Source organism: Chryseobacterium pyrolae (genome assembly GCF_025153485.1).
GTDB classification, from domain to species: Bacteria; Bacteroidota; Bacteroidia; order Flavobacteriales; family Weeksellaceae; genus Chryseobacterium; species Chryseobacterium antibioticum.
On sequence record NZ_JANZQH010000004.1, the window covers coordinates 106,125 to 124,846 of the forward strand.

An 18,722-nucleotide genomic window follows, 5' to 3' on the forward strand; every position below is an offset into this window, starting at 1 on the left:
ATCCTTTTTTTTTATTTGTCATTCTGACTTATATCATTATATTTAAACCACCTTTAACAAATAATTAATATTAATTTTGTTGAACCCAATAAAGAAATAGAAAATATAAGTAAAATGAAACACGCTAAAATCATCCAGGATTTAGAAAAGTTAGGGATTAAAGGAAATTACGAACTCGTCTATAACCCGTCTTACGAAGAGTTATACCAGGCTGAAGTATCTCCTGAAAATCAAGGCTTTGAGGAAGCTGAACTTACAGAATCTGGTGCAGTATCAGTAAAAACTGGAGTTTTCACAGGTCGTTCACCTAAAGACAGATATATAGTTCAGGATGATGTTACAAGAGATACAATTTTCTGGGATGGAAAAGTAAATCTTCCTACCACAGCAGAAACATTTGATGCTTGTAAAGGATTAGTGCTGAACCAGCTTTCTGAAGCTAAGAAAATTTATGTAGTGGATGCTTTTTGTGGCACCAATACAGATACTAGGCTAAAAGTAAGGTTCATCGTTGAAGTGGCGTGGCAGGCGCATTTCGTTACCAATATGTTTATCCGTCCGTCTCACTATGAGCTTGAAAACTTCGGAGAGCCGGATTTCACAGTGATCAATGGTTCTAAAACAACAAACCCGAACTGGGAAGCTCAGGAATTGAATTCTGAGAACTTCATTATGTTCAATCTTACCCAGAAAATACAAATCATCGGAGGTACCTGGTATGGAGGTGAAATGAAGAAAGGGATGTTTGCGATGATGAACTACTATCTTCCATTGAAAGGAATGGCTTCTATGCACTGCTCTGCAAACGTAGGTGAAGAGGGGGATGTAGCTCTTTTCTTCGGTCTTTCAGGAACAGGAAAAACAACTTTGTCTGCAGATCCTAAAAGATTCCTGATTGGTGACGATGAGCACGGTTGGGATAACAATGGTGTATTCAACTATGAAGGTGGGTGTTATGCTAAAGTAATCGACCTTTCTGAAGAAAAAGAACCGGATATTTTCAGAGCTATCAAAAGAGATGCACTTCTTGAAAATGTAGTAGTGAACAATGGAATTGCTGACTATACTGACGGATCTATCACTGAAAATACAAGAGTATCTTACCCAATTTACCATATCAATAAAATCGTTCTTCCTTCTAAGGCGGGACATGCTAAGAAGATCGTTTATCTTTCTGCTGATGCATTCGGAGTATTGCCTCCGGTTTCTATCTTAGATGAAAACCAGGCACAATACCACTTCCTTTGTGGATATACGTCTAAATTAGCCGGTACGGAAAGAGGAATCACAGAACCGGAACCATCTTTCTCTCCTGCTTTCGGAGAAGCGTTCCTTACGCTTCACCCTACAATGTATTCTAAAACATTGATCGGGAAAATGAAAGAGCACGGAGCTAAGGCTTATTTGGTGAATACAGGATGGAACGGAACAGGAAAGAGAATTTCTCTGAAAGATACAAGAGCTATTATTGATTCCATCATTGATGGTTCTATCGAAAATGCTCCTAAAACTCAGGTTCCAATCATGAATCTTGAAATTCCTACACAGCTTCCGAATGTTTCTGAAGGTATCCTGGATCCTAGAGAAACATACAGCAACGCTGCAGAATGGGAAGAAAAAGCAAAAGATCTTGCTGCAAGATATATCAAAAACTTTGAACAGTACTGTGATACTGAAGAGGGGAAGAAATTAATTTCTTCAGGACCTCAACTTCAGCAACAGACTATCTAATACAACAAAAGCCTCATCAACGATGAGGCTTTTTATTTTTTATACCTTCAGATGATCTCATTACATAAGATCTGTGTCAATTGGTGGGATGTGTGGAAAATGGAATTAAGCTTTTAAACTTAATAAAGCAAGTCTGTACCCATCCATTCCAAAACCGGATAATACAGCATCTGTGCTAGCTGCAGTTACAGACTTCTGGCGAAATTCTTCTCTTTTATAAATATTACTGATGTGAACTTCAATCTTTGGTTTACGGATGTTTTTTAAACAATCTGCAATAGCATAGGAATAATGGGTGTATGCTCCGGGATTAATGATCAGAGCTTCAAAATTATCTTCCTGAAGCCTGTTGATGATTTCCCCTTCAATATTAGACTGATAATAGCTGATCTCATCTTCTGAGAATTCAGCTTCCAGCTTGTCCAAATAATCAGTCATAGAAACAGTACCGTATACTTCCGGTTCTCTTGTACCCAGTAAATTAAGATTTGGACCGTTAATGATAAGGATTCTCATGTGAAAAATTTATTCAAAGATAAATAATTTCTATACATCCTGCCTATGATTACCCCTCAGATATATGGGCAATCTATTTTAAAATGGTTATTTTCTTATATACTTCCACAAGCATTGATCTGTTTTCACTCTCTTTAATGTATTATTCTTTTCTAAAATTTAGAACATAAAGGTCTGATTCAATCTCGTGAGGAGCTCGTGTAGAAACTTTGTTAAAATCCTTGTTGTTATATCGGTTTCTACTCTTTTCATATTTAAAAATTATTTCTAATTCCGGAAAGTGAGTTATTTAAGTGTTTTATGGAAAATCATTGTTTTAAAATATTGGTTGTCAGATTAGTGTAAAACTTAAGTCATTTTCTTGTTTTTCATTTGATCTGTTCTTTTTTGATTGATTAGCAGGTGTAATTTTGCAAAATGTTTGTTCCGGATCCTAAAAAGCGTCAAGTAATCTTGTTGTTTCCACTAAAGAAATTTTTCTTGGGAGCAATGGTTATAATGTTTTCATTTTTACATGCCGGAAAAGAAAATGACTCACTTGACGGCCGTAGTTTTGAAAAGCAAACGAAAAATGGTGAAATATATATTCTTGATGGAACCATTATTTCAGGAGCCGAAGCGCTGTCTGATTCACAAATTAAAATTATAAAAAAAGACACTGCATCTTATAAACGCGTCATTCAGCAGTCTTCACAAAAACCGGAAATAGTAAAAAAAGAAAATGGTTTAAAGGAGCGGTCAAATGGTAAAAAGATCCGGGAAAACAAGATAGAAATATCAGTCAAAGATCATGAGGGAAAATATCAGTCCTTGCTTCTTGGTGAACTTCAGGCTACAAAAGCAAACGGGCAGTATAAATATGATGATCCCTTTCTTATCCTATCTTCTTTTTTAGAAATCTCTCCGGAAAGAATAAAGATTAATTCTTTCAGCAACGCCAAACGAATATTTGTATCAGGCCGGTATTGTTATATCAGGCCTCCGCCTCTATCTGTTGCTTAAAATCAGAACCACATAAAACATACTTGGATAAAAACTAAACCAATCATGATACCGGGTAAAAGTTTTTCTAACAAAGCTTTTACCTTTTTTCTTCTAACTAAAAAAAACAATTCAAAAAATGAAAAAAATAATATTACTACTGGCAACTATTGCTTTTGGATTTATGCATTCCCAAGTTGGGATTAATACTGCAAATCCTCTTGGAGTTCTACACGTAGATGGCCTGAAAGACAATCCTGCAACAGGAGCTCCAACCGCTCCACAAGGATCTAATGATTTTACGGTAACTTCAGTGGGCAGTGTAGGGATTGGAACTATTGCACCTAATGCATCTGCAATTCTGGACGTCAATGTAGACGGGCTTGCTATTGGAAGCAAAAAAGGACTTCTGGGCCCGAAAGTAGCATTGACTTCTCAGACTGATCAGGCTACAATTCCTTCACCGGTGGCAGGTCTGCTTGTGTATAATCTGGGAACTGCAGGACTTAGCTATGTAGGTTATGTATTCTGGAACGGTACAGAGTGGAGAACATTTAGTAATGGTTCTCTTGCGCCCGGAACCTTAGGAACTATTACCTGTAACGGGGTAACGCTTTCTCCGGGGACGTATACCGCAGGTACTCCATATACAGGAACCATGAGTGTGCCATATACAGGAGGAAATGGAGGTGTTTATGCTGCGCAGGCTATTGGCCCTGTCAACGGGCTTACCGCAACGCTGGCTGCCGGAAATTTTAATGTCGGATCAGGAATTCTTACATATACAGTGTCAGGAATGCCTACCGCTTCAAGTCCTACACTTACTACTTTCCCGTTAGATATTGGAGGGCAGACCTGTAGTGCTACCGTAGGAGCCGGAGCTGTTATTGCCCCAGGAGAATTAGTATATTATCATTCTTCAATTCCACGTAAGACCACGTCGTTTCTTTTAAGCCAGTTTCTTAACGATCTTCCGATCATTAATAATACGTTCAGAGTGGATGCTTTCATCACTTCGCCTAATGCATTTGATTCGAATGGGTCCAATACCAATTTTGATCCGCGTCTTTATAATATTACAGCTGCCAATGCAAAAGTATGGGTTTCAGAAGTATCTACCCACACAGGAGATTCTCATGGTGCCAATTTATTAGTCTTTCCCAATAATTACGCACAATTTGATGACGGAGTGTATCTTACCTATGGCAGAAACGAGACCGTTACTTTTGACATTACTACTGCAGATAACAAATGGTATAGAGTCTATTATGCATTGCGTATAGATAATAAATCTTTTACAAGTGCAGGGAATGGGAATACGACTAATGATTCCAGTACTTTAGATAATACATTGGAGGTTTTCGTATCCATTCAGAGATTATATTAATTGAATGATTCATTGAATATTGGAAAGGGGAACTGTGGAAAGTTCTTCTTTCCTATTTTCAATAGATTAAAAGTAAGATCATATCTTAAAAAAATACAGGAAGGAGAATCTGATGAAATTTAATTTTAAAAATATTCATATTGGAGAATGCATAAGAGAAAGAGTTGAGGAAATGGAAATTTCAATGATCCGTATCTGCAGTTTTCATAAAGCTACTGAGGAAGAAATTAATGCAATGTATGCCCGCAAAGATCTGGATACAGAAGTTCTTCTCAGGTGGTGTAAACTCCTCGAATACGATTTTTTCAGAATTTATTGTCAGCATCTTATATTATTTGCTCCTGAAAACCACTCCCATCATATAGCATCAAACACCGGAACCTTTCCTCCTAATTTTAGGAAAAATGTATATACCAGACAGGTTGTAGATTTTATTTTAGAATTAATTAATACAGGACAGAAAACAAAATTTCAGGTCATAGAAGAGTATAGAATTCCCAAAACCACCCTGTATAAATGGATGAGTAAGTATAATGAGATGGAATGAAGAAGAAATATGAATTTGATTATTTATTAAATCAAGATAAAGCCCAGGTTGTAAAGCTGCTGGGACAGGAGTTTAACTTCTATCCATCCAATGTTTGGACATATGTTTTGGAAACGGGAAGCTTCTGGAGAAAAACGGTCATGTTTATATTTTACGAAAATGAAATAGTTTTTAAAATAGAAATAAAAAGAATGTATGGAAAGCTCAGGTCCAAATTATAAAAAAATATACTCCGACCTTATTTTTAAAAAGTATCCTGAAAAATATCAATCCTGTAGTTCCATTTTACAGAAAGAAGTTTTATCCACATTGGATGTCATTAAACTGAATCAAATAATTTTCACTTGTGAAAATCTGGAGACCTCATTATTTAATCAAAAAATGAGGTCTTATGATAGGGTGACGATCATGGAGATTTTAGAATATCAAAAGAAAAACAAGCTTAGTAATACAAAGGTGGCTGAGGAGTTTAAATTAAGCAGAAATTCAATAGCGAAATGGAAAAAAATAGAGATAAAGTAATGGCAATAAGATAATATTTAGCTGAAAATTATAAAAAATAATCAGAGTAATCTGAAAAATGACGTCATTGACGTCATTTTTTTATTATCAAATCTCATGGTATAGTTTCTCCATTGTGTTTACTGATATTTATCATGTGTAAGGAAATCGATAATGGTTTTAAGCCTCTATTTTTGTGGTTTTTACAATGTATTTAAGTTAATTTTTGAAAATCTATCATAAAAAAAATTAAAGTCTACTTGTTTTGTAGACTAATTGTTTTTAGCTTTGCAGACCTATTTCGATCGGCTTATAAAGAAAGATGGAGGGAACTGACCCTGTGAAGTCTTGACAACCTGCCCCTGTGCAAGGTGTTACATTCAGCCTTTAAAGGAAAAATAAGCATTTGGTTAATCGTATTTATCGATGCCCTTTGCTGACTTTTCTGCAAAGGGTTAATTTTTAATATATGATAAATAAAATTGATTATGATTAGTAAAGGTTTAATTAATTCTAAAATTTGGCTTCCACCAGTCGCTGTATTTTTCCTGGGGATGATCAGTGTACACGCACAGGAAGTCAAGCCCAAAAAAGATACGATCAAAGAAAAAGAAATCGATGAAGTGGTAGTGATAGCTTATGGTAAAGCGAAAAGAACAAGCTACACAGGTTCAATAGCCACCATCTCCAGCGATAAGATCAATAACAGACCTGTTACCAATATTACGAAAGCACTTGAAGGGCAGGTTGCAGGGGTTCAGGCTGTGAGTGCTTCGGGGCAACCGGGATCTACGGCTTCCATCAGGATAAGAGGTGTAGGTTCCATAAGCGCTTCAAGTGATCCTCTTTACGTAGTAGACGGAATTCCTTTTGACGGAAACATTAATTCCATCAGTCCTAATGATATAGAATCCATCAGTGTTTTGAAAGATGCTACGGCAAGTTCATTATACGGTTCAAGAGGAGCCAATGGAATCATCATTATTACAACGAAATCCGGCAAAAAAGGAGAATCAAGAGTTAATTTTAATATCAGCCAGGGATTTTCCAGCAGAGCGGTAAAAGATTATAAGCAAGTCAGTACAGATCAGTATTTTCAGCTGTATTGGGAAGCATTGAGGAATGGTTACAAATCTCCTCAGATATCTTCTCAGCAGGCAGGGCAGATGGCAAGTGACAACCTGGTTAATGCCCTTGGAATCAACCCTTACGGCGCTGCTTATCCAAAACCTGTAGGGGCGGACGGAAAACTTCTTCCCGGTGCAAAACCTTTATGGAATGATGACTGGCGGGATATTCTTCAAAGAACGGCTTCCAGAAGTCAGGTAGATTTTGATATCAGCGGAGGCAGTGAGAAAAGCAATTATTTCTTTTCATTGGGCTACTTAGATGATAAGGGAATTGCCATCGAGTCAGGTTTTCAAAAATTTGGAACGAGATTGAAAATCAATTCAGAAGTTAAAAAATGGTTGAATGCAGGCGTGAATTTAAGCTATACGAACAGTATCCAGAACGCACCGCCATCTTCAGATTCCAGACAGGACAATATTATTCAGGCTGCAAGAGTAGTTCCATCGTTCTATCCGTATTACGAAAGAAACGATGATGGAAGCTACAAGCTGAATGCAGAAGGGAACAGGATCTATGATTTCGGAAAGTACAGGCCTACCAGTGCTTTGCAAAATCAGAATGCAGCAGCAACGTTGCCTTTGGATAAAAATGAAAATAAAGAAGATAATTTCTCAGGAAAAGGATTTTTAGAATTTACCTTCCTACCCGAACTGAAATTTAAGACCAGTTTTTCTGTCGATTTAGTGAATTACAACGGACATTATTACTCGAATCCGCTTATTGGTGAAGGAAGTGAAATCGGGGGTTCTGTAACGAGATCAAACAGCAGAACACTTTCTTATACGACCAGTAATATTCTGACGTATGACAAGAAATTCGGGAAGCATCATATCAATATTTTAGGAGGTCAGGAATTTTATAAATATGATTTTCAGACGATTTCAGGTTCCAGAAGCCAGTTTTCTTTGCCTTACTATTATGAGCCTGATGCCGCAGCCTTATTGGGGAGTTTCAGTGGGAACAGTGACAAGTTTTCCCTGTTGAGCTTCCTAGGAAGAGCAGAATATGATTTTAACAATACCTACTTTTTATCAGTTTCAGGAAGGGCAGACGGTTCTTCAAGGTTCTTTGCCGATAACAGATGGGGGAAATTCTGGTCTGTGGGAGGTTCATGGAAAGTCTCGAATGAAGATTTTATCAAGGATTTAAATATCTTCAATCAGCTTACATTACGTGCAAGTTATGGTGGTCAGGGAAATGATAAATTACGGAGACCAAACGGATCTTCGCTTTATTATGCTTATCAGGAACTATACAAATTCTACAATAATCTGGGTGAGCCGGGAACCGTTCTTGAAAAAATACAGACGAATGATGTTAAGTGGGAAACCAATCTCAATTTAAACGTAGGTCTTGAGTTTGCCATTCTGAATAACAGGGTGAAAGGTAATATCGAATATTTTAAAAGAAAAAGTCAGGATCTTTTGTTTAATATGCCGGTGGCTCCATCTTTAGGAATCAGTGATTTCCCTTTTAATGTTGGAACGATACAGAATACAGGTTTTGAGTTTTCATTGTTCACAACTCCTATCAAAAATGATAATTTCCAATGGAATGTAGATCTGAATCTGAGCACATTAAACAATAAGATTACAAAGCTGCCAAAAGGAGCCGTTATAACCGGAACCAAGCGTTTGGATGTGGGAGGTTCTATATATGATTTTTATCTTCAGGAATGGAAAGGCGTAGATCCTTCCAACGGAAAGCCTTTGTGGAGATATATCTATCAGGATGCCAATGGAAATACAATAGACGGAACCACTTCCGAATATGCAAAAGCTACAAGAACTTTCCAGGGATCTGCCTTGCCTAAAGTGACCGGAGGGATTACCACAAGTATTGCTTACAAAAACTTTGATGTATCAGGATTACTGACGTTCAGCATCGGAGGAAAAATCCTGGATACAGATTATACGTCCTTGATGTCTAACGGAAGTTCCGGTGGACGTGCCTGGAGTGCAGAAATGCTGAACAGATGGACTCCGGAAAACCCGAACACGGATGTTCCTGCATTAAGTACAACAACGAACAACTGGAATTCTTCTTCTTCAAGATTTTTATATTCCGGAACCTATGCAAGACTTAAAAATGTGAGTTTGGGCTATACGCTTCCTTCAGATTATTTTGAAAAACTGGGCCTGAAAAAGTTTAGAATTTATGTTCAGGCAGAAAATCTTCTGACGTTCTACAAACATAAAGGAATGGATCCGGAACAGGCACTGGATGGAACTACATATTACAGATATCCTGCGATGAGAACGATAACTTTCGGTCTTCAGGCGACTCTTTAAACCTTTAAAATTTGAAACAATGAAAAAATTAAAATATATATCTTTTGCTCTTGTTGCTCTCTGGTCGCTAACAAGTTGTGAAAATGAGCTGGAAACGGCTCCTACAGATCAGGCTAATGGCGAAGAGGTTTTCAAAACAGCGGAAAGTGCAGAAACGGTAATCAATGGCGCATGGGCAAAATTTAATGATGATGGACCCACCTATGCAAATATCGGGTACTCAACAGTTTTGAGAACGAGTGATGCGATGGGAAGTGATGCTGCTATTCTTACTAATAAATATGGATTCCCATCTGCCTACGCTTTTACGGAAATGATTAACAATACGCTTTCGCGTCCACAGTTTATATGGTCTACATTATATTCCACCATTAATAATATGAATAATGTGATTGCCCGTATTGACCAGACAGAAGGAAGCCAGGCAAAAAAAGATCAGGTAAAAGGACAGGCTAAAGCATTACGGGCTTTCTGTTATCTGAACCTGGCCAGCTTTTATCAGTTCAGTTATCTGAAAGACAAAATGGCACTTACAGCTCCGATTTATACGGAACCCTCAACCATCAGTTCTGTTCCAAAGAAAAAAGCAAGTCTTGAAGAAATTTATACATTGATTAAAAGTGATTTGACGGAAGCGGATAACCTTTTGACTAATTATACAAGAAATAATAAGGACAAGATCAACAAAGCGGTAGTCAACGGACTTTTAGCAAGAACTTACCTGAATACCGGAGAATGGAGCAAAGCTTCAGCGGCGGCAAAGATAGCCAAAGCAGGCTATCCGTTGATGACTCCTGAAAAATATAAAGAAGGATTCAATGACATCAGCAATGGAGAATGGATCTGGGGACATGGGCAGACTCAAGAACAGTCTGGAGAGAGCTATGCCTTCCATTATCTTGATGTATCTTCTTCAGGAAGTTATTATTACAGTTTTATGGCAGATCCGTTTTTCAAAGATCTGTTTGACACGAATGATATCAGATACCAGTTGTTTCAATGGGATGGTCTGCCGGGTAGGGAAGGTTTACTGAGGTATTCCAAGTTTAAATTTAAAACAGGACTTATCGCAGATATCGTATTGATGAGAGCTGCAGAAATGTATCTGATCGAAGCTGAGGCAGAAGCCAGAAACGGAAATGTTACCAATGCTGTGGCAGTTTTAAACCAGTTGAAAACGGCCAGGAATGCCAATCTTTACACAGGTTCTCTTGCTCAGAATGATGTAGTAAAAGAAATACTGATCGAAAGAAGAAAAGAGCTTTTCGGAGAAGGATTCTCACTTTCAGATATTATCAGAACGCAAGGAACAGTGGTGAGAAAACCATTTGTTGATGCCAACGGACAGCCTATAAAAGTACAGATTACCACTCCTGACGGAACTGTAAAAACAGTGAACGGAAGAGGGCATTCGGTCTTTAATTTTCCTGATCAAACTGCTTTTGCACCGAACAGTAGATATTATCTGTTCAGTATTCCTCAGAAGGAGATTGATAATAATCCGAATTTGTAAGTAAATTAAAAAGGAAGTTACCTAGGTAACTTCCTTTTACTTATGGACTAGTATTTTTCACTTTTTTAAAAATGAATTTTTTATTTTCTTTTATAATAATTAATGTATCACTGTTTGAATTCTTAATTATTCTGAAAGGAAGATTCACTTCCCTCCAATATACTGGAAATTCGTCATTTGTTAAACTTCCTGGAATTAAAAACTCTCTTTCAGTTAAGTCTTTTGTATAATAAATAAAATCGTAGTCGTTTTTTTCTATATATTTTTTTTTATCAATATTAAAAACGTGACCTATATTAAAACTTCCTTCTCCTTCTATGGCTGTATCAAATGAATATTTATTAAAATCGCGGATACCTTTTTCATTAATATCTTTACAACTAAAGATAAGAATACAACCTAACAGGGTTAAAAAAAATATATAATAATTCATTTTTCTATTTATTAAAAAGTGATTTAAGTTTTGTAAATCTATCGGCTGACATGGTTTTATTAAAATTAATATCCACACCAGTTGGTACTGCGTATAATCCTATGCTTACAGATATGCCATCAGGCTTAGAGTTTATTATTAGTTGTTTTAATTATTATCAATGAAGATTTAAACATTTTATATTCAGGTATTAGTAGATGTAGTTTGTATGTTTTTCGTTTTTATATTATTTCAAAGATATGAATCTTGCTATAGTTTAGTTCCTCTATATTCTATTATATTATATTAAAATTACCTGAAGAATTAGAATTTACAATTTTTTTTAATAATTCCTTATCTGTGCTTAATAAATCTATACTCAAATGCCCTGATATTTTTATAACAAATTGGAGCTGACTATGTGAAATATCTAAATCTTTATATCGAGATTCTTTTTTTTCATACACACCATAAGGATATGAAATTAAATCCTTTGAATATTTCAACAAGTCATCTTTCATAAAAACTAAAGCCCCTGTAAATGCAGATGGAATATTGTTTTGTTTAAACAAGGTTCGTAGAGAACTTAAAGTATCATCGTTATTAGGTAACCATTTTAAGTCCTTATCATCGTGGTTAACAATCCATGGAGAACTACTATCCAGATTTAATATGATATTCTTAAACCAATCCACATAATTTTCAAGAAATACTATTAAACCTATATCTTTTCCTTCAAAAACACCCGGTAATTGAAACGAAACCCCATACCATTTTTTTAATGCTATATACTGTTTTCTATCGTAAGGAAGAAGTTCTTTAACTTCTGTTTTGAATTCTATCATACTAAGATTATCTTGAAATCAAGTTGCAAATCTTTAATTTCTAAAGTATTAAATTGTTACGGATTATATTTTTTGTAGTTTTCAAGTGTCTTCATAATTTCTCGAGGATAGTTTTTATTTTTTCTGAACAAAATAAACAACCTTCTCACTTTTATTTCCGTCTTTAAAACCGATCTTTATGCTGTCCAGGCTTTCTCTTTTACTGATGTCATCATAATAGAGCACAAGATTATCATTGTTAATGCCTCCGCAGAAATCACAATAGAAATCAAGGAATTGACTATGATCACTGTCTTCAAGGGCAAGGCCTGCCTCACCTGTTTTAAGGTTTTTAATCCTTACACTGAAGGCAAAGAAACTTTTATTGATCGTCTGATCATTTTTTGAATTCAACTTAAAAGTAGTAAACGCTTCCACAATTTCACATTCTCCCTGATTGATGGTCACCTTATTTTCCGTGGGTTGGTATTCCTTGATGAAGAGATTTTTACTTTTAGATTCTGAAACAGTTTGGGGCAGAAATTCTGTATCAGAACCTACACAGGCGAACAGAGTTAAAAATAAAGAAAGTAAAAAAAGTTTTTTCATAAGCTGTATCAGGCAGATCCTACTCCAAAAATAAAGAAAATATAGCTTCCTTTCAAAAAACACTACAATGTCAGGAATATATTAAATCTTCACAGAGTCTTCCCGTTTTAGAAAAAAACTTTACCTTTGTCCATATGAACCTGTTAAGATGGATACTAGCATTCTATTTCATGGCGTTATCACTGATGCCTTGCGAAGATGTGCACCGTCCTGTAGGACCTACAGAGGTTAAACTGTCATTCAATATCAAGGAATCCCATTCAAAGGATAAAGGAGATGTCTGCTCACCGCTGTGTACATGCAGTTGCTGTCAGATGACGGTATCTTCTTTCAAAATGGATCCTTTATTAGAAATTCCGAGCCAGGTTCAGGCTTACTTTTCAAAGAAAATTCTTTTTCAGAAAAACAATTTCGCATACCAGATGTACGATCATATCTGGCAGCCCCCTAAAATTTAATTTTTATTGATTATTAGAAAGTTAGGCTTTCTATCTATTGAACTTTGCAATACCATTGCAGAGGTCTTCGTGATATTTTTGCAGCGGCATTATTGCCCTATGCAGTTATTACCAATAAAAATTAAATACAGATCGTGTTAGATAAAATCATAAAATTCAGTATCAAAAACAAGGTGGTTGTAGGTATCATGACCTTGCTTCTCATTATCTGGGGAGTATGGAGTGCTACAAAACTTCCCATAGATGCTGTTCCTGATATTACCAATAATCAGGTGCAGATCATCACCGCATGTCCTACACTCGCAGGACAGGAAGTAGAACAGCTGGTTACTTTTCCTATAGAGCAGAGTATTGCCAATGTTCCGGATATTCAGGAAACCAGAAGTATTTCAAGATTCGGACTTTCCGTAATCACCGTAGTCTTCAAAGAGAATGTAGACGTATATTTTGCCAGACAGCTGATCAATGAACAGCTGAAACTGGCAGTAGAAGAAATCCCCAAAGGAGTGGGAACGCCGGAACTGGCACCTGTAAGTACGGGCCTCGGTGAAGTCTATCAGTATATTCTCCACCCGAAAAAAGGCAGCGAAAAGAAATATTCCGCTAAAGAACTCCGTACCATGCAGGATTGGATCGTACGCAGACAGCTGAACGGAACTCCCGGTGTTGCAGAAATCAACAGCTTCGGAGGAGAATTGAAACAATATGAAGTAGGCGTGAATCCGGACCGCCTTAAAGCAATGGGCGTAAGCATTACCGATATTTTTACAGCCTTAGAAAAAAACAACCAGAATACCGGTGGAGCATACATAGACAAGAAACCGAATGCTTATTTTATACGTGGAATCGGATTTGTAACCTCGCTGGAAGACATTAAAAATATCTCCGTAAAAAATGAAACCGGGAGCGTTCCGATTTTTATAAAAGATGTTGCAGACGTACGTCTTGGAAGCGCTGTGCGTTACGGAGCATTGACCTACAACGGAAAAGTAGATGCTGTAGGAGGTGTGGTCATGATGCTGAAAGGAGCCAACAGTAACGATGTTGTCAGCCGTATTAAAGCTAAAATTCCAACCATCCAGAAATCACTTCCCGATGATGTGGTGATAGAGCCCTTCTTAGACAGAACAGATCTTGTAGGAAGAGCAATCAATACCGTAGAGAAAAACCTCATAGAAGGTGCCCTTATCGTTATTTTCGTATTGGTGGTTTTCCTTGGCAACCTTAGAGCAGGACTTATTGTAGCTTCAGCCATTCCGCTATCATTGTTGTTTGCTTTGGGAATGATGAATGTTTTTGGTGTCAGTGCCAATTTAATGAGTCTTGGAGCAATAGATTTCGGATTAATTGTAGACGGTGCCGTAATTATTGTGGAAGCCACTTTACATCATTTAGGTCTGAGGAAATCTGTACGAAACCTTACCCAAAATGAAATGGACGAAGAAGTTTTCCTTTCTGCATCCAAGATCAGAAGCAGTGCGGCTTTTGGTGAAATTATTATCCTTATTGTTTATATTCCGATCCTTACCCTTGCAGGAGTAGAAGGGAAAATGTTTACGCCAATGGCCAAGACTGTGGGATTTGCAATTTTGGGAGCATTGATTCTTTCCCTGACCTATATTCCGATGATGAGTGCCTTGTTCTTGTCTAAAAACATTTCGCATAAAGAAACCTTTTCAGATAAGATGATGAATTTCCTGCAGAAGATTTATCAGCCGATGCTGCACAAAGCTGTTAAAGTAAAATATATCATTGTTTCGGCCACTATTTTCATATTTGTCATCAGTGCTTTTATTTTCAAAAATATGGGTGGCGAATTTATTCCGCAGTTGCAGGAAGGGGATTATGCATTCCACTGTATCCTGCCACAGGGAAGTTCACTCAGCCAGAGTATTGAAACCTCTATGCAGGCTTCCAGAATTATCAAACAGTTTGATGAGGTAAAAATGGTTGTCGGAAAAACAGGTTCCGCTGAGGTTCCTACCGATCCTATGCCTCCGGAAGCAACAGATTTGATTGTCGTTTTAAAACCACAAAAAGAATGGAAATCAAAAAAATCTTATACAGAGCTGGCCGATGAGATCAGTGAGAAATTAGAAACTATTCCCGGTGTGTTTTTTGAAAAGAACCAGCCGATCCAGATGCGTTTCAATGAGTTGATGACGGGGATCAGACAGGATGTTGCCGTTAAGATTTTCGGGGAAAATCTGGATTCACTATCTATTTATGCCGATAAAGTAGGGAAGATCATCCAGACTGTTGATGGAGCCACGCCTCCTCAGATCGAAAGGATAAGCGGACTTCCTCAAATCAATGTAGAATACGACAGAACAAGAATGGCTAACTATGGCTTAAATATAGAAGACGTAAACAATGCCGTAAGTACAGCCTTTGCAGGAAAAGCAGCCGGACAGGTGTTTGAAAACGAAAGACGTTTCGATCTTGTGGTCCGTCTCGACAGCCTTCACAGAACGAATATCGATGATGTGAATAACTTAATGATTGCAACAGCTACAGGAGCGCAGATTCCGCTTTCCCAGGTCGCCAATATCAGCTATAAACTGGGACCGGCACAGATCAGTCGTGAAGAAGGAAAAAGAAGGATTGTGATCGGTTTTAATGTAAAAGGCCGTGATGTACAAAGCGTAGTGAAAGATATTCAGGTCAAACTGGATCAACAGGTCAAACTACCTTCCGGATATTATTTTACCTATGGCGGACAGTTCGAAAATTTACAGGAAGCCAGCAAGCGTCTGATGATCGCAGTTCCGGTTTCCTTGTTTCTCATCTTTATGCTGCTCTATTTCACCTTCCACTCATTTAAGCAGGCCGCATTGATCTTTACAGCTATCCCGATGAGTGCTATCGGAGGTGTGTTTGCCCTCCTGTTAAGAGATATGCCGTTCAGTATCAGTGCTGGGATCGGGTTCATTGCTCTTTTTGGGGTTGCGGTTCTTAATGGAATCGTTTTGATTGGAACTTTTAACCAATTGGAAAAAGATGGCGAGAAGGACGTATTGAAAAGAGTATACGAAGGAACAAAAACCAGATTAAGACCTGTTCTGATGACTGCGACAGTGGCTTCATTAGGCTTTCTGCCCATGGCAATTTCTACAGGAGCTGGAGCCGAAGTACAGAAACCTTTGGCCACAGTGGTAATCGGAGGATTGGTAACCGCTACATTCCTTACCTTATTTGTGCTGCCGATGCTTTATATTATTTTTAATTCAAAGATTTCAGGAAAAATGAATAAAATTAAGCCAATTACAACAGTTATTGTTCTTGGGTTTCTGATGTTCGGACAGACGTTTAAAGCGCAGACCAGACAGATTTCTGTGGATCAGGCCGTAGAAATGGCAGCCGAAAATAATTTGGTTTTAAAATCAAAAGATCTCAATATAAAATCGGCGGAAGCTTTGAAAGGTACAGCGAAAGAACTCCCCAAATTAAATTTTGAAGCACAACTCGGGCAGTACAACAGTCCGAAATTCGATCAGTCATTTGCCATTTCGCAAACCATTCCTTTCCCGACACTGTTCAAAGCAAGGAAAGAATTGATCACTGAAAATATAAAAAGCAGGCAAATCGATAAAGAAGTTTCTGCGAACGAACTGACCAAACAGGTAAGGAGTTATTATTATCAGATCGAATACCTTCAGTACAACAAATTCAAGCTGAAGGATCTCGACAGTCTGTATGAGGATTTTATTCGAATTGCAAGCGTAAGATTTAAAGCAGGAGATATAAAGAAGATTGAAATTAATACAGCAGAAACCCAAAAGGGGGAGATCAGCCTGCTGTTGAAACAGAATGAAGTGTATTTAAACAATGCCTATAAAAATTTAAAGACGTTATTAAATACTTCCGAAGATGTTGAAGTTCCTTTTAAAAGCGATTACGAACCTTTGAGAACAGAAAATATTCTCGACAGTTCTTCTGTAGTCAATAACCCTACAGTCAAAGCTTTCTATCACGAAATGGAGATTGCTGAAAAGAATAAAAATGTGGAGAAATCCCAGGGACTTCCCGAATTCAGTCTTGGTCTGACGAGCCAGTCGCTGATTGGTTTCCATACCAAAAACGGGCAGGAGAAATTCTATAATGGGGGCGACCGTTTCAATTCGTTCTCTGTAGGCGTTGCCATTCCTTTGACGTTTGGGGCGACAAAAGCAAAGATGCAGTCTCTGGAATATGAAAAACTGGCCGCCGAAACCAATGCAAAGATGAGAAAGAAGCAGCTTTCGACACAGCTTGAAAATGCTTTTGCACAATATCAGCAGGATATACAGCAGTATGAATATTATGTAAGTCAGGCCATTCCAAACGCCGAAAAAATTGTCAAAGCAGCTCAGTTAGGGTACAAAACAGGAGAAATCTCTTATGTAGAATATCTTTTTGCCCTGCAGACCGCCACCAATATTCAGTTAAAATACTTAGAATCCATTCAGCAGGTCAACCAATCTGTAGTTACCATTAATTCAATCATCAATAAATAAAATGAAAATAAAGCACAATATCATATCTCTGACCGTCACAGCACTTTTACTTATAAGCTGCGGAAAAAAAGAAACGCAGGCAGAAAATCCCGAAGTAAAAACTGAAAAAGCGGAAGCTGGCCATGAAGAAGCACCGCAGACGATTGCTTCATTAACTGAAGAACAGATAAAGTCCGTTGGAATATCTTTAGGTCCCATCGAAATGAAGGAACTTACTTCTACCGTTAAAGCCAACGGTCTTCTGAGAGTTCCCAATAATAATAAAGCCACCATCACTTCTTTGTATGGCGGAGTGATCAAAACCCTGAACGTACAGGTAGGAAGCATCGTGAAAAAAGGACAAGTGATCGCAACCATCGCCAATCCTGAATTTATCCAGCTGCAGGAAGAATATCTGACCACAAACAGTAGAATTATCTATGCAGAACAGGAATACAGAAGACAACGGGAGCTTTTTGACAATGATGCAGGCGCAAAGAAAAACCTGCAGAGTTCAGATGCAGAGCTTAAAACCTTGAGAACGAAAAAAGCTTCCCTTCTGAGACAGCTTCAGATGATGGGAATCAGTCCGGGAAAAGTAAATAATTCCAATATGAGATCAGGGTTGGTGATTACAGCACCCATTAGCGGAACCGTAAGTAGTATTTCCGCACAGATCGGAAGCTATGTAGATGTTTCATCACCTGTGGCAGAGATTATTGATAACAATTCTATCCACCTTGACCTGCAGGTTTTTGAAAAAGATCTTCCTAAAATGAGAGTAGGACAGATCGTGCATTTCAAGTTGACGAATAACCCTGAAACTGAATATGATGCCATGGTGTACAGTGTAGGATCTTCTTTTGAAAACGAAAGTAAAACCGTTTCTGTACATGGCACAGTGACCGGAAATAAAGCAGGCCTCATCGACGGGATGAATATCACCGGAATTGTCAGCCTTGATAAAAATACAACTCCGGCCGTTCCGAACGAAGCCATCGTGGAAGCAGACGGAAAATACTATGTCTTTATCCGTACAGACAAAAAACCGGAGGAGCATGAAGAGGAAGAATCCGGAGACGATCACAAAAATGAAAAAGGAGAACCTGTCCAACATCAAAAAACCTTAAATTTTGAAAAGGTAGAAGTGATAAAAGGAACATCAGACATGGGCTATACAGCAATTACACCTGTAAAAGGAATTCCTGCTGATGCCAGAATTGTAGTGAAAGGAGCTTTTTTCGTTAATGCTAAACTTTCCAATTCCGGCGGGCATGAGCATTAAAATAAGGAAATGATAATTGATTTATAGGAACAGACCGGAATAACTACCGATTTTTATGCCT

14 protein-coding genes and 1 riboswitch are annotated in these 18,722 nt (G+C 37.6%); of the genes, 10 read left to right on the plus strand and 4 right to left on the minus strand.

Annotation, left to right across the window (positions count from 1 at the left end; translation table 11 throughout):
- Window positions 1–114: 114 nt before the first annotated feature.
- On the plus strand, window positions 115–1,731 hold the full coding sequence (gene pckA / locus NZD88_RS10140; RefSeq protein ID WP_259829050.1) for a phosphoenolpyruvate carboxykinase (ATP): 1,617 nt from the start codon (window positions 115–117) through the stop codon (window positions 1,729–1,731).
- Between the two features lie 105 nt (window positions 1,732–1,836).
- Here pckA and NZD88_RS10145 read toward each other — a convergent pair whose 3' ends face one another.
- Window positions 1,837–2,247: a type II 3-dehydroquinate dehydratase gene (locus NZD88_RS10145; protein ID WP_259829051.1), complete on the minus strand. Its 411-nt coding sequence runs from the start codon at window positions 2,245–2,247 to the stop codon at window positions 1,837–1,839.
- A gap of 417 nt (window positions 2,248–2,664) precedes the next feature.
- Between NZD88_RS10145 and NZD88_RS10150 the strand changes: the two genes are divergently transcribed.
- The 6 genes from NZD88_RS10150 to NZD88_RS10175 all read left to right on the plus strand — a co-directional run bounded on the left by NZD88_RS10150 (window position 2,665) and on the right by NZD88_RS10175 (window position 10,598).
- The gene (locus tag NZD88_RS10150; RefSeq protein ID WP_259829052.1) at window positions 2,665–3,249 is read left to right on the plus strand and encodes a hypothetical protein; all 585 of its coding nucleotides are present in this window, start codon (window positions 2,665–2,667) and stop codon (window positions 3,247–3,249) included.
- Window positions 3,250–3,367: 118 nt separating this feature from the next.
- A complete protein-coding gene (locus NZD88_RS10155) occupies window positions 3,368–4,615 on the plus strand; it encodes a hypothetical protein (protein ID WP_259829053.1) in 1,248 nt (415 codons plus the stop codon).
- A 112-nt stretch (window positions 4,616–4,727) separates the two neighbouring features.
- A complete protein-coding gene (locus NZD88_RS10160) occupies window positions 4,728–5,162 on the plus strand; it encodes a transposase (RefSeq protein ID WP_259829054.1) in 435 nt (144 codons plus the stop codon).
- Window positions 5,159–5,383, plus strand: coding sequence for a hypothetical protein (locus NZD88_RS10165; protein WP_259829055.1), 225 nt, complete (start codon window positions 5,159–5,161; stop codon window positions 5,381–5,383). Before NZD88_RS10160 ends, NZD88_RS10165 begins: the two co-directional genes overlap by 4 nt.
- Window positions 5,384–5,970: 587 nt before the next feature.
- A riboswitch (SAM riboswitch) is annotated at window positions 5,971–6,068 on the plus strand.
- An 83-nt stretch (window positions 6,069–6,151) separates the two neighbouring features.
- Window positions 6,152–9,085: a SusC/RagA family TonB-linked outer membrane protein gene (locus tag NZD88_RS10170; protein ID WP_259829056.1), complete on the plus strand. Its 2,934-nt coding sequence runs from the start codon at window positions 6,152–6,154 to the stop codon at window positions 9,083–9,085.
- Window positions 9,086–9,104: 19 nt separating this feature from the next.
- Window positions 9,105–10,598 carry a RagB/SusD family nutrient uptake outer membrane protein gene (locus tag NZD88_RS10175; RefSeq protein WP_259829057.1) on the plus strand — a complete coding sequence of 498 codons (1,494 nt, stop codon included), beginning with the start codon at window positions 9,105–9,107 and terminating at the stop codon, window positions 10,596–10,598.
- 40 nt (window positions 10,599–10,638) lie between these two features.
- On the opposite strand, the gene NZD88_RS10180 is transcribed toward NZD88_RS10175, so the two are convergent.
- The 3 genes from NZD88_RS10180 to NZD88_RS10190 form a co-directional block, all read right to left on the minus strand.
- Entirely contained in the window at window positions 10,639–11,031 is a 393-nt protein-coding gene (locus NZD88_RS10180; protein WP_259829058.1) for a hypothetical protein, read from the minus strand.
- Window positions 11,032–11,306: 275 nt separating this feature from the next.
- Window positions 11,307–11,855, minus strand: a complete 549-nt coding sequence (locus tag NZD88_RS10185; RefSeq protein WP_259829059.1) for a hypothetical protein — start codon at window positions 11,853–11,855, stop codon at window positions 11,307–11,309.
- A 114-nt stretch (window positions 11,856–11,969) separates the two neighbouring features.
- Window positions 11,970–12,443, minus strand: a complete 474-nt coding sequence (locus tag NZD88_RS10190; RefSeq protein WP_259829060.1) for a hypothetical protein — start codon at window positions 12,441–12,443, stop codon at window positions 11,970–11,972.
- A 134-nt stretch (window positions 12,444–12,577) separates the two neighbouring features.
- Between NZD88_RS10190 and NZD88_RS10195 the strand changes: the two genes are divergently transcribed.
- From NZD88_RS10195 to NZD88_RS10205, 3 genes are all read left to right on the plus strand, one after another.
- A complete protein-coding gene (locus tag NZD88_RS10195) occupies window positions 12,578–12,901 on the plus strand; it encodes a DUF6660 family protein (protein ID WP_259829061.1) in 324 nt (107 codons plus the stop codon).
- Window positions 12,902–13,035: 134 nt separating this feature from the next.
- A complete protein-coding gene (locus tag NZD88_RS10200; RefSeq protein WP_259829062.1) occupies window positions 13,036–17,397 on the plus strand; it encodes a CusA/CzcA family heavy metal efflux RND transporter in 4,362 nt (1,453 codons plus the stop codon).
- Between the two features lies 1 nt (window position 17,398).
- The gene (locus NZD88_RS10205; protein ID WP_259829063.1) at window positions 17,399–18,661 is read left to right on the plus strand and encodes an efflux RND transporter periplasmic adaptor subunit; all 1,263 of its coding nucleotides are present in this window, start codon (window positions 17,399–17,401) and stop codon (window positions 18,659–18,661) included.
- Window positions 18,662–18,722 lie beyond the last annotated feature (61 nt).

Excerpts from the sequence above, each read along its gene's own strand:
- pckA (WP_259829050.1), top strand. The coding sequence starts at position 115 with ATGAAACACGCTAAAATCATCCAGGATTTAGAAAAGTTAGGGATTAAA.
- NZD88_RS10145 (WP_259829051.1), bottom strand. The coding sequence starts at position 2,247 with ATGAGAATCCTTATCATTAACGGTCCAAATCTTAATTTACTGGGTACA.
- NZD88_RS10150 (WP_259829052.1), top strand. The coding sequence starts at position 2,665 with ATGTTTGTTCCGGATCCTAAAAAGCGTCAAGTAATCTTGTTGTTTCCA.
- NZD88_RS10155 (WP_259829053.1), top strand. The coding sequence starts at position 3,368 with ATGAAAAAAATAATATTACTACTGGCAACTATTGCTTTTGGATTTATG.
- NZD88_RS10160 (WP_259829054.1), top strand. The coding sequence starts at position 4,728 with ATGAAATTTAATTTTAAAAATATTCATATTGGAGAATGCATAAGAGAA.
- NZD88_RS10165 (WP_259829055.1), top strand. The coding sequence starts at position 5,159 with ATGAAGAAGAAATATGAATTTGATTATTTATTAAATCAAGATAAAGCC.
- NZD88_RS10170 (WP_259829056.1), top strand. The coding sequence starts at position 6,152 with ATGATTAGTAAAGGTTTAATTAATTCTAAAATTTGGCTTCCACCAGTC.
- NZD88_RS10175 (WP_259829057.1), top strand. The coding sequence starts at position 9,105 with ATGAAAAAATTAAAATATATATCTTTTGCTCTTGTTGCTCTCTGGTCG.
- NZD88_RS10180 (WP_259829058.1), bottom strand. The coding sequence starts at position 11,031 with ATGAATTATTATATATTTTTTTTAACCCTGTTAGGTTGTATTCTTATC.
- NZD88_RS10185 (WP_259829059.1), bottom strand. The coding sequence starts at position 11,855 with ATGATAGAATTCAAAACAGAAGTTAAAGAACTTCTTCCTTACGATAGA.
- NZD88_RS10190 (WP_259829060.1), bottom strand. The coding sequence starts at position 12,443 with ATGAAAAAACTTTTTTTACTTTCTTTATTTTTAACTCTGTTCGCCTGT.
- NZD88_RS10195 (WP_259829061.1), top strand. The coding sequence starts at position 12,578 with ATGAACCTGTTAAGATGGATACTAGCATTCTATTTCATGGCGTTATCA.
- NZD88_RS10205 (WP_259829063.1), top strand. The coding sequence starts at position 17,399 with ATGAAAATAAAGCACAATATCATATCTCTGACCGTCACAGCACTTTTA.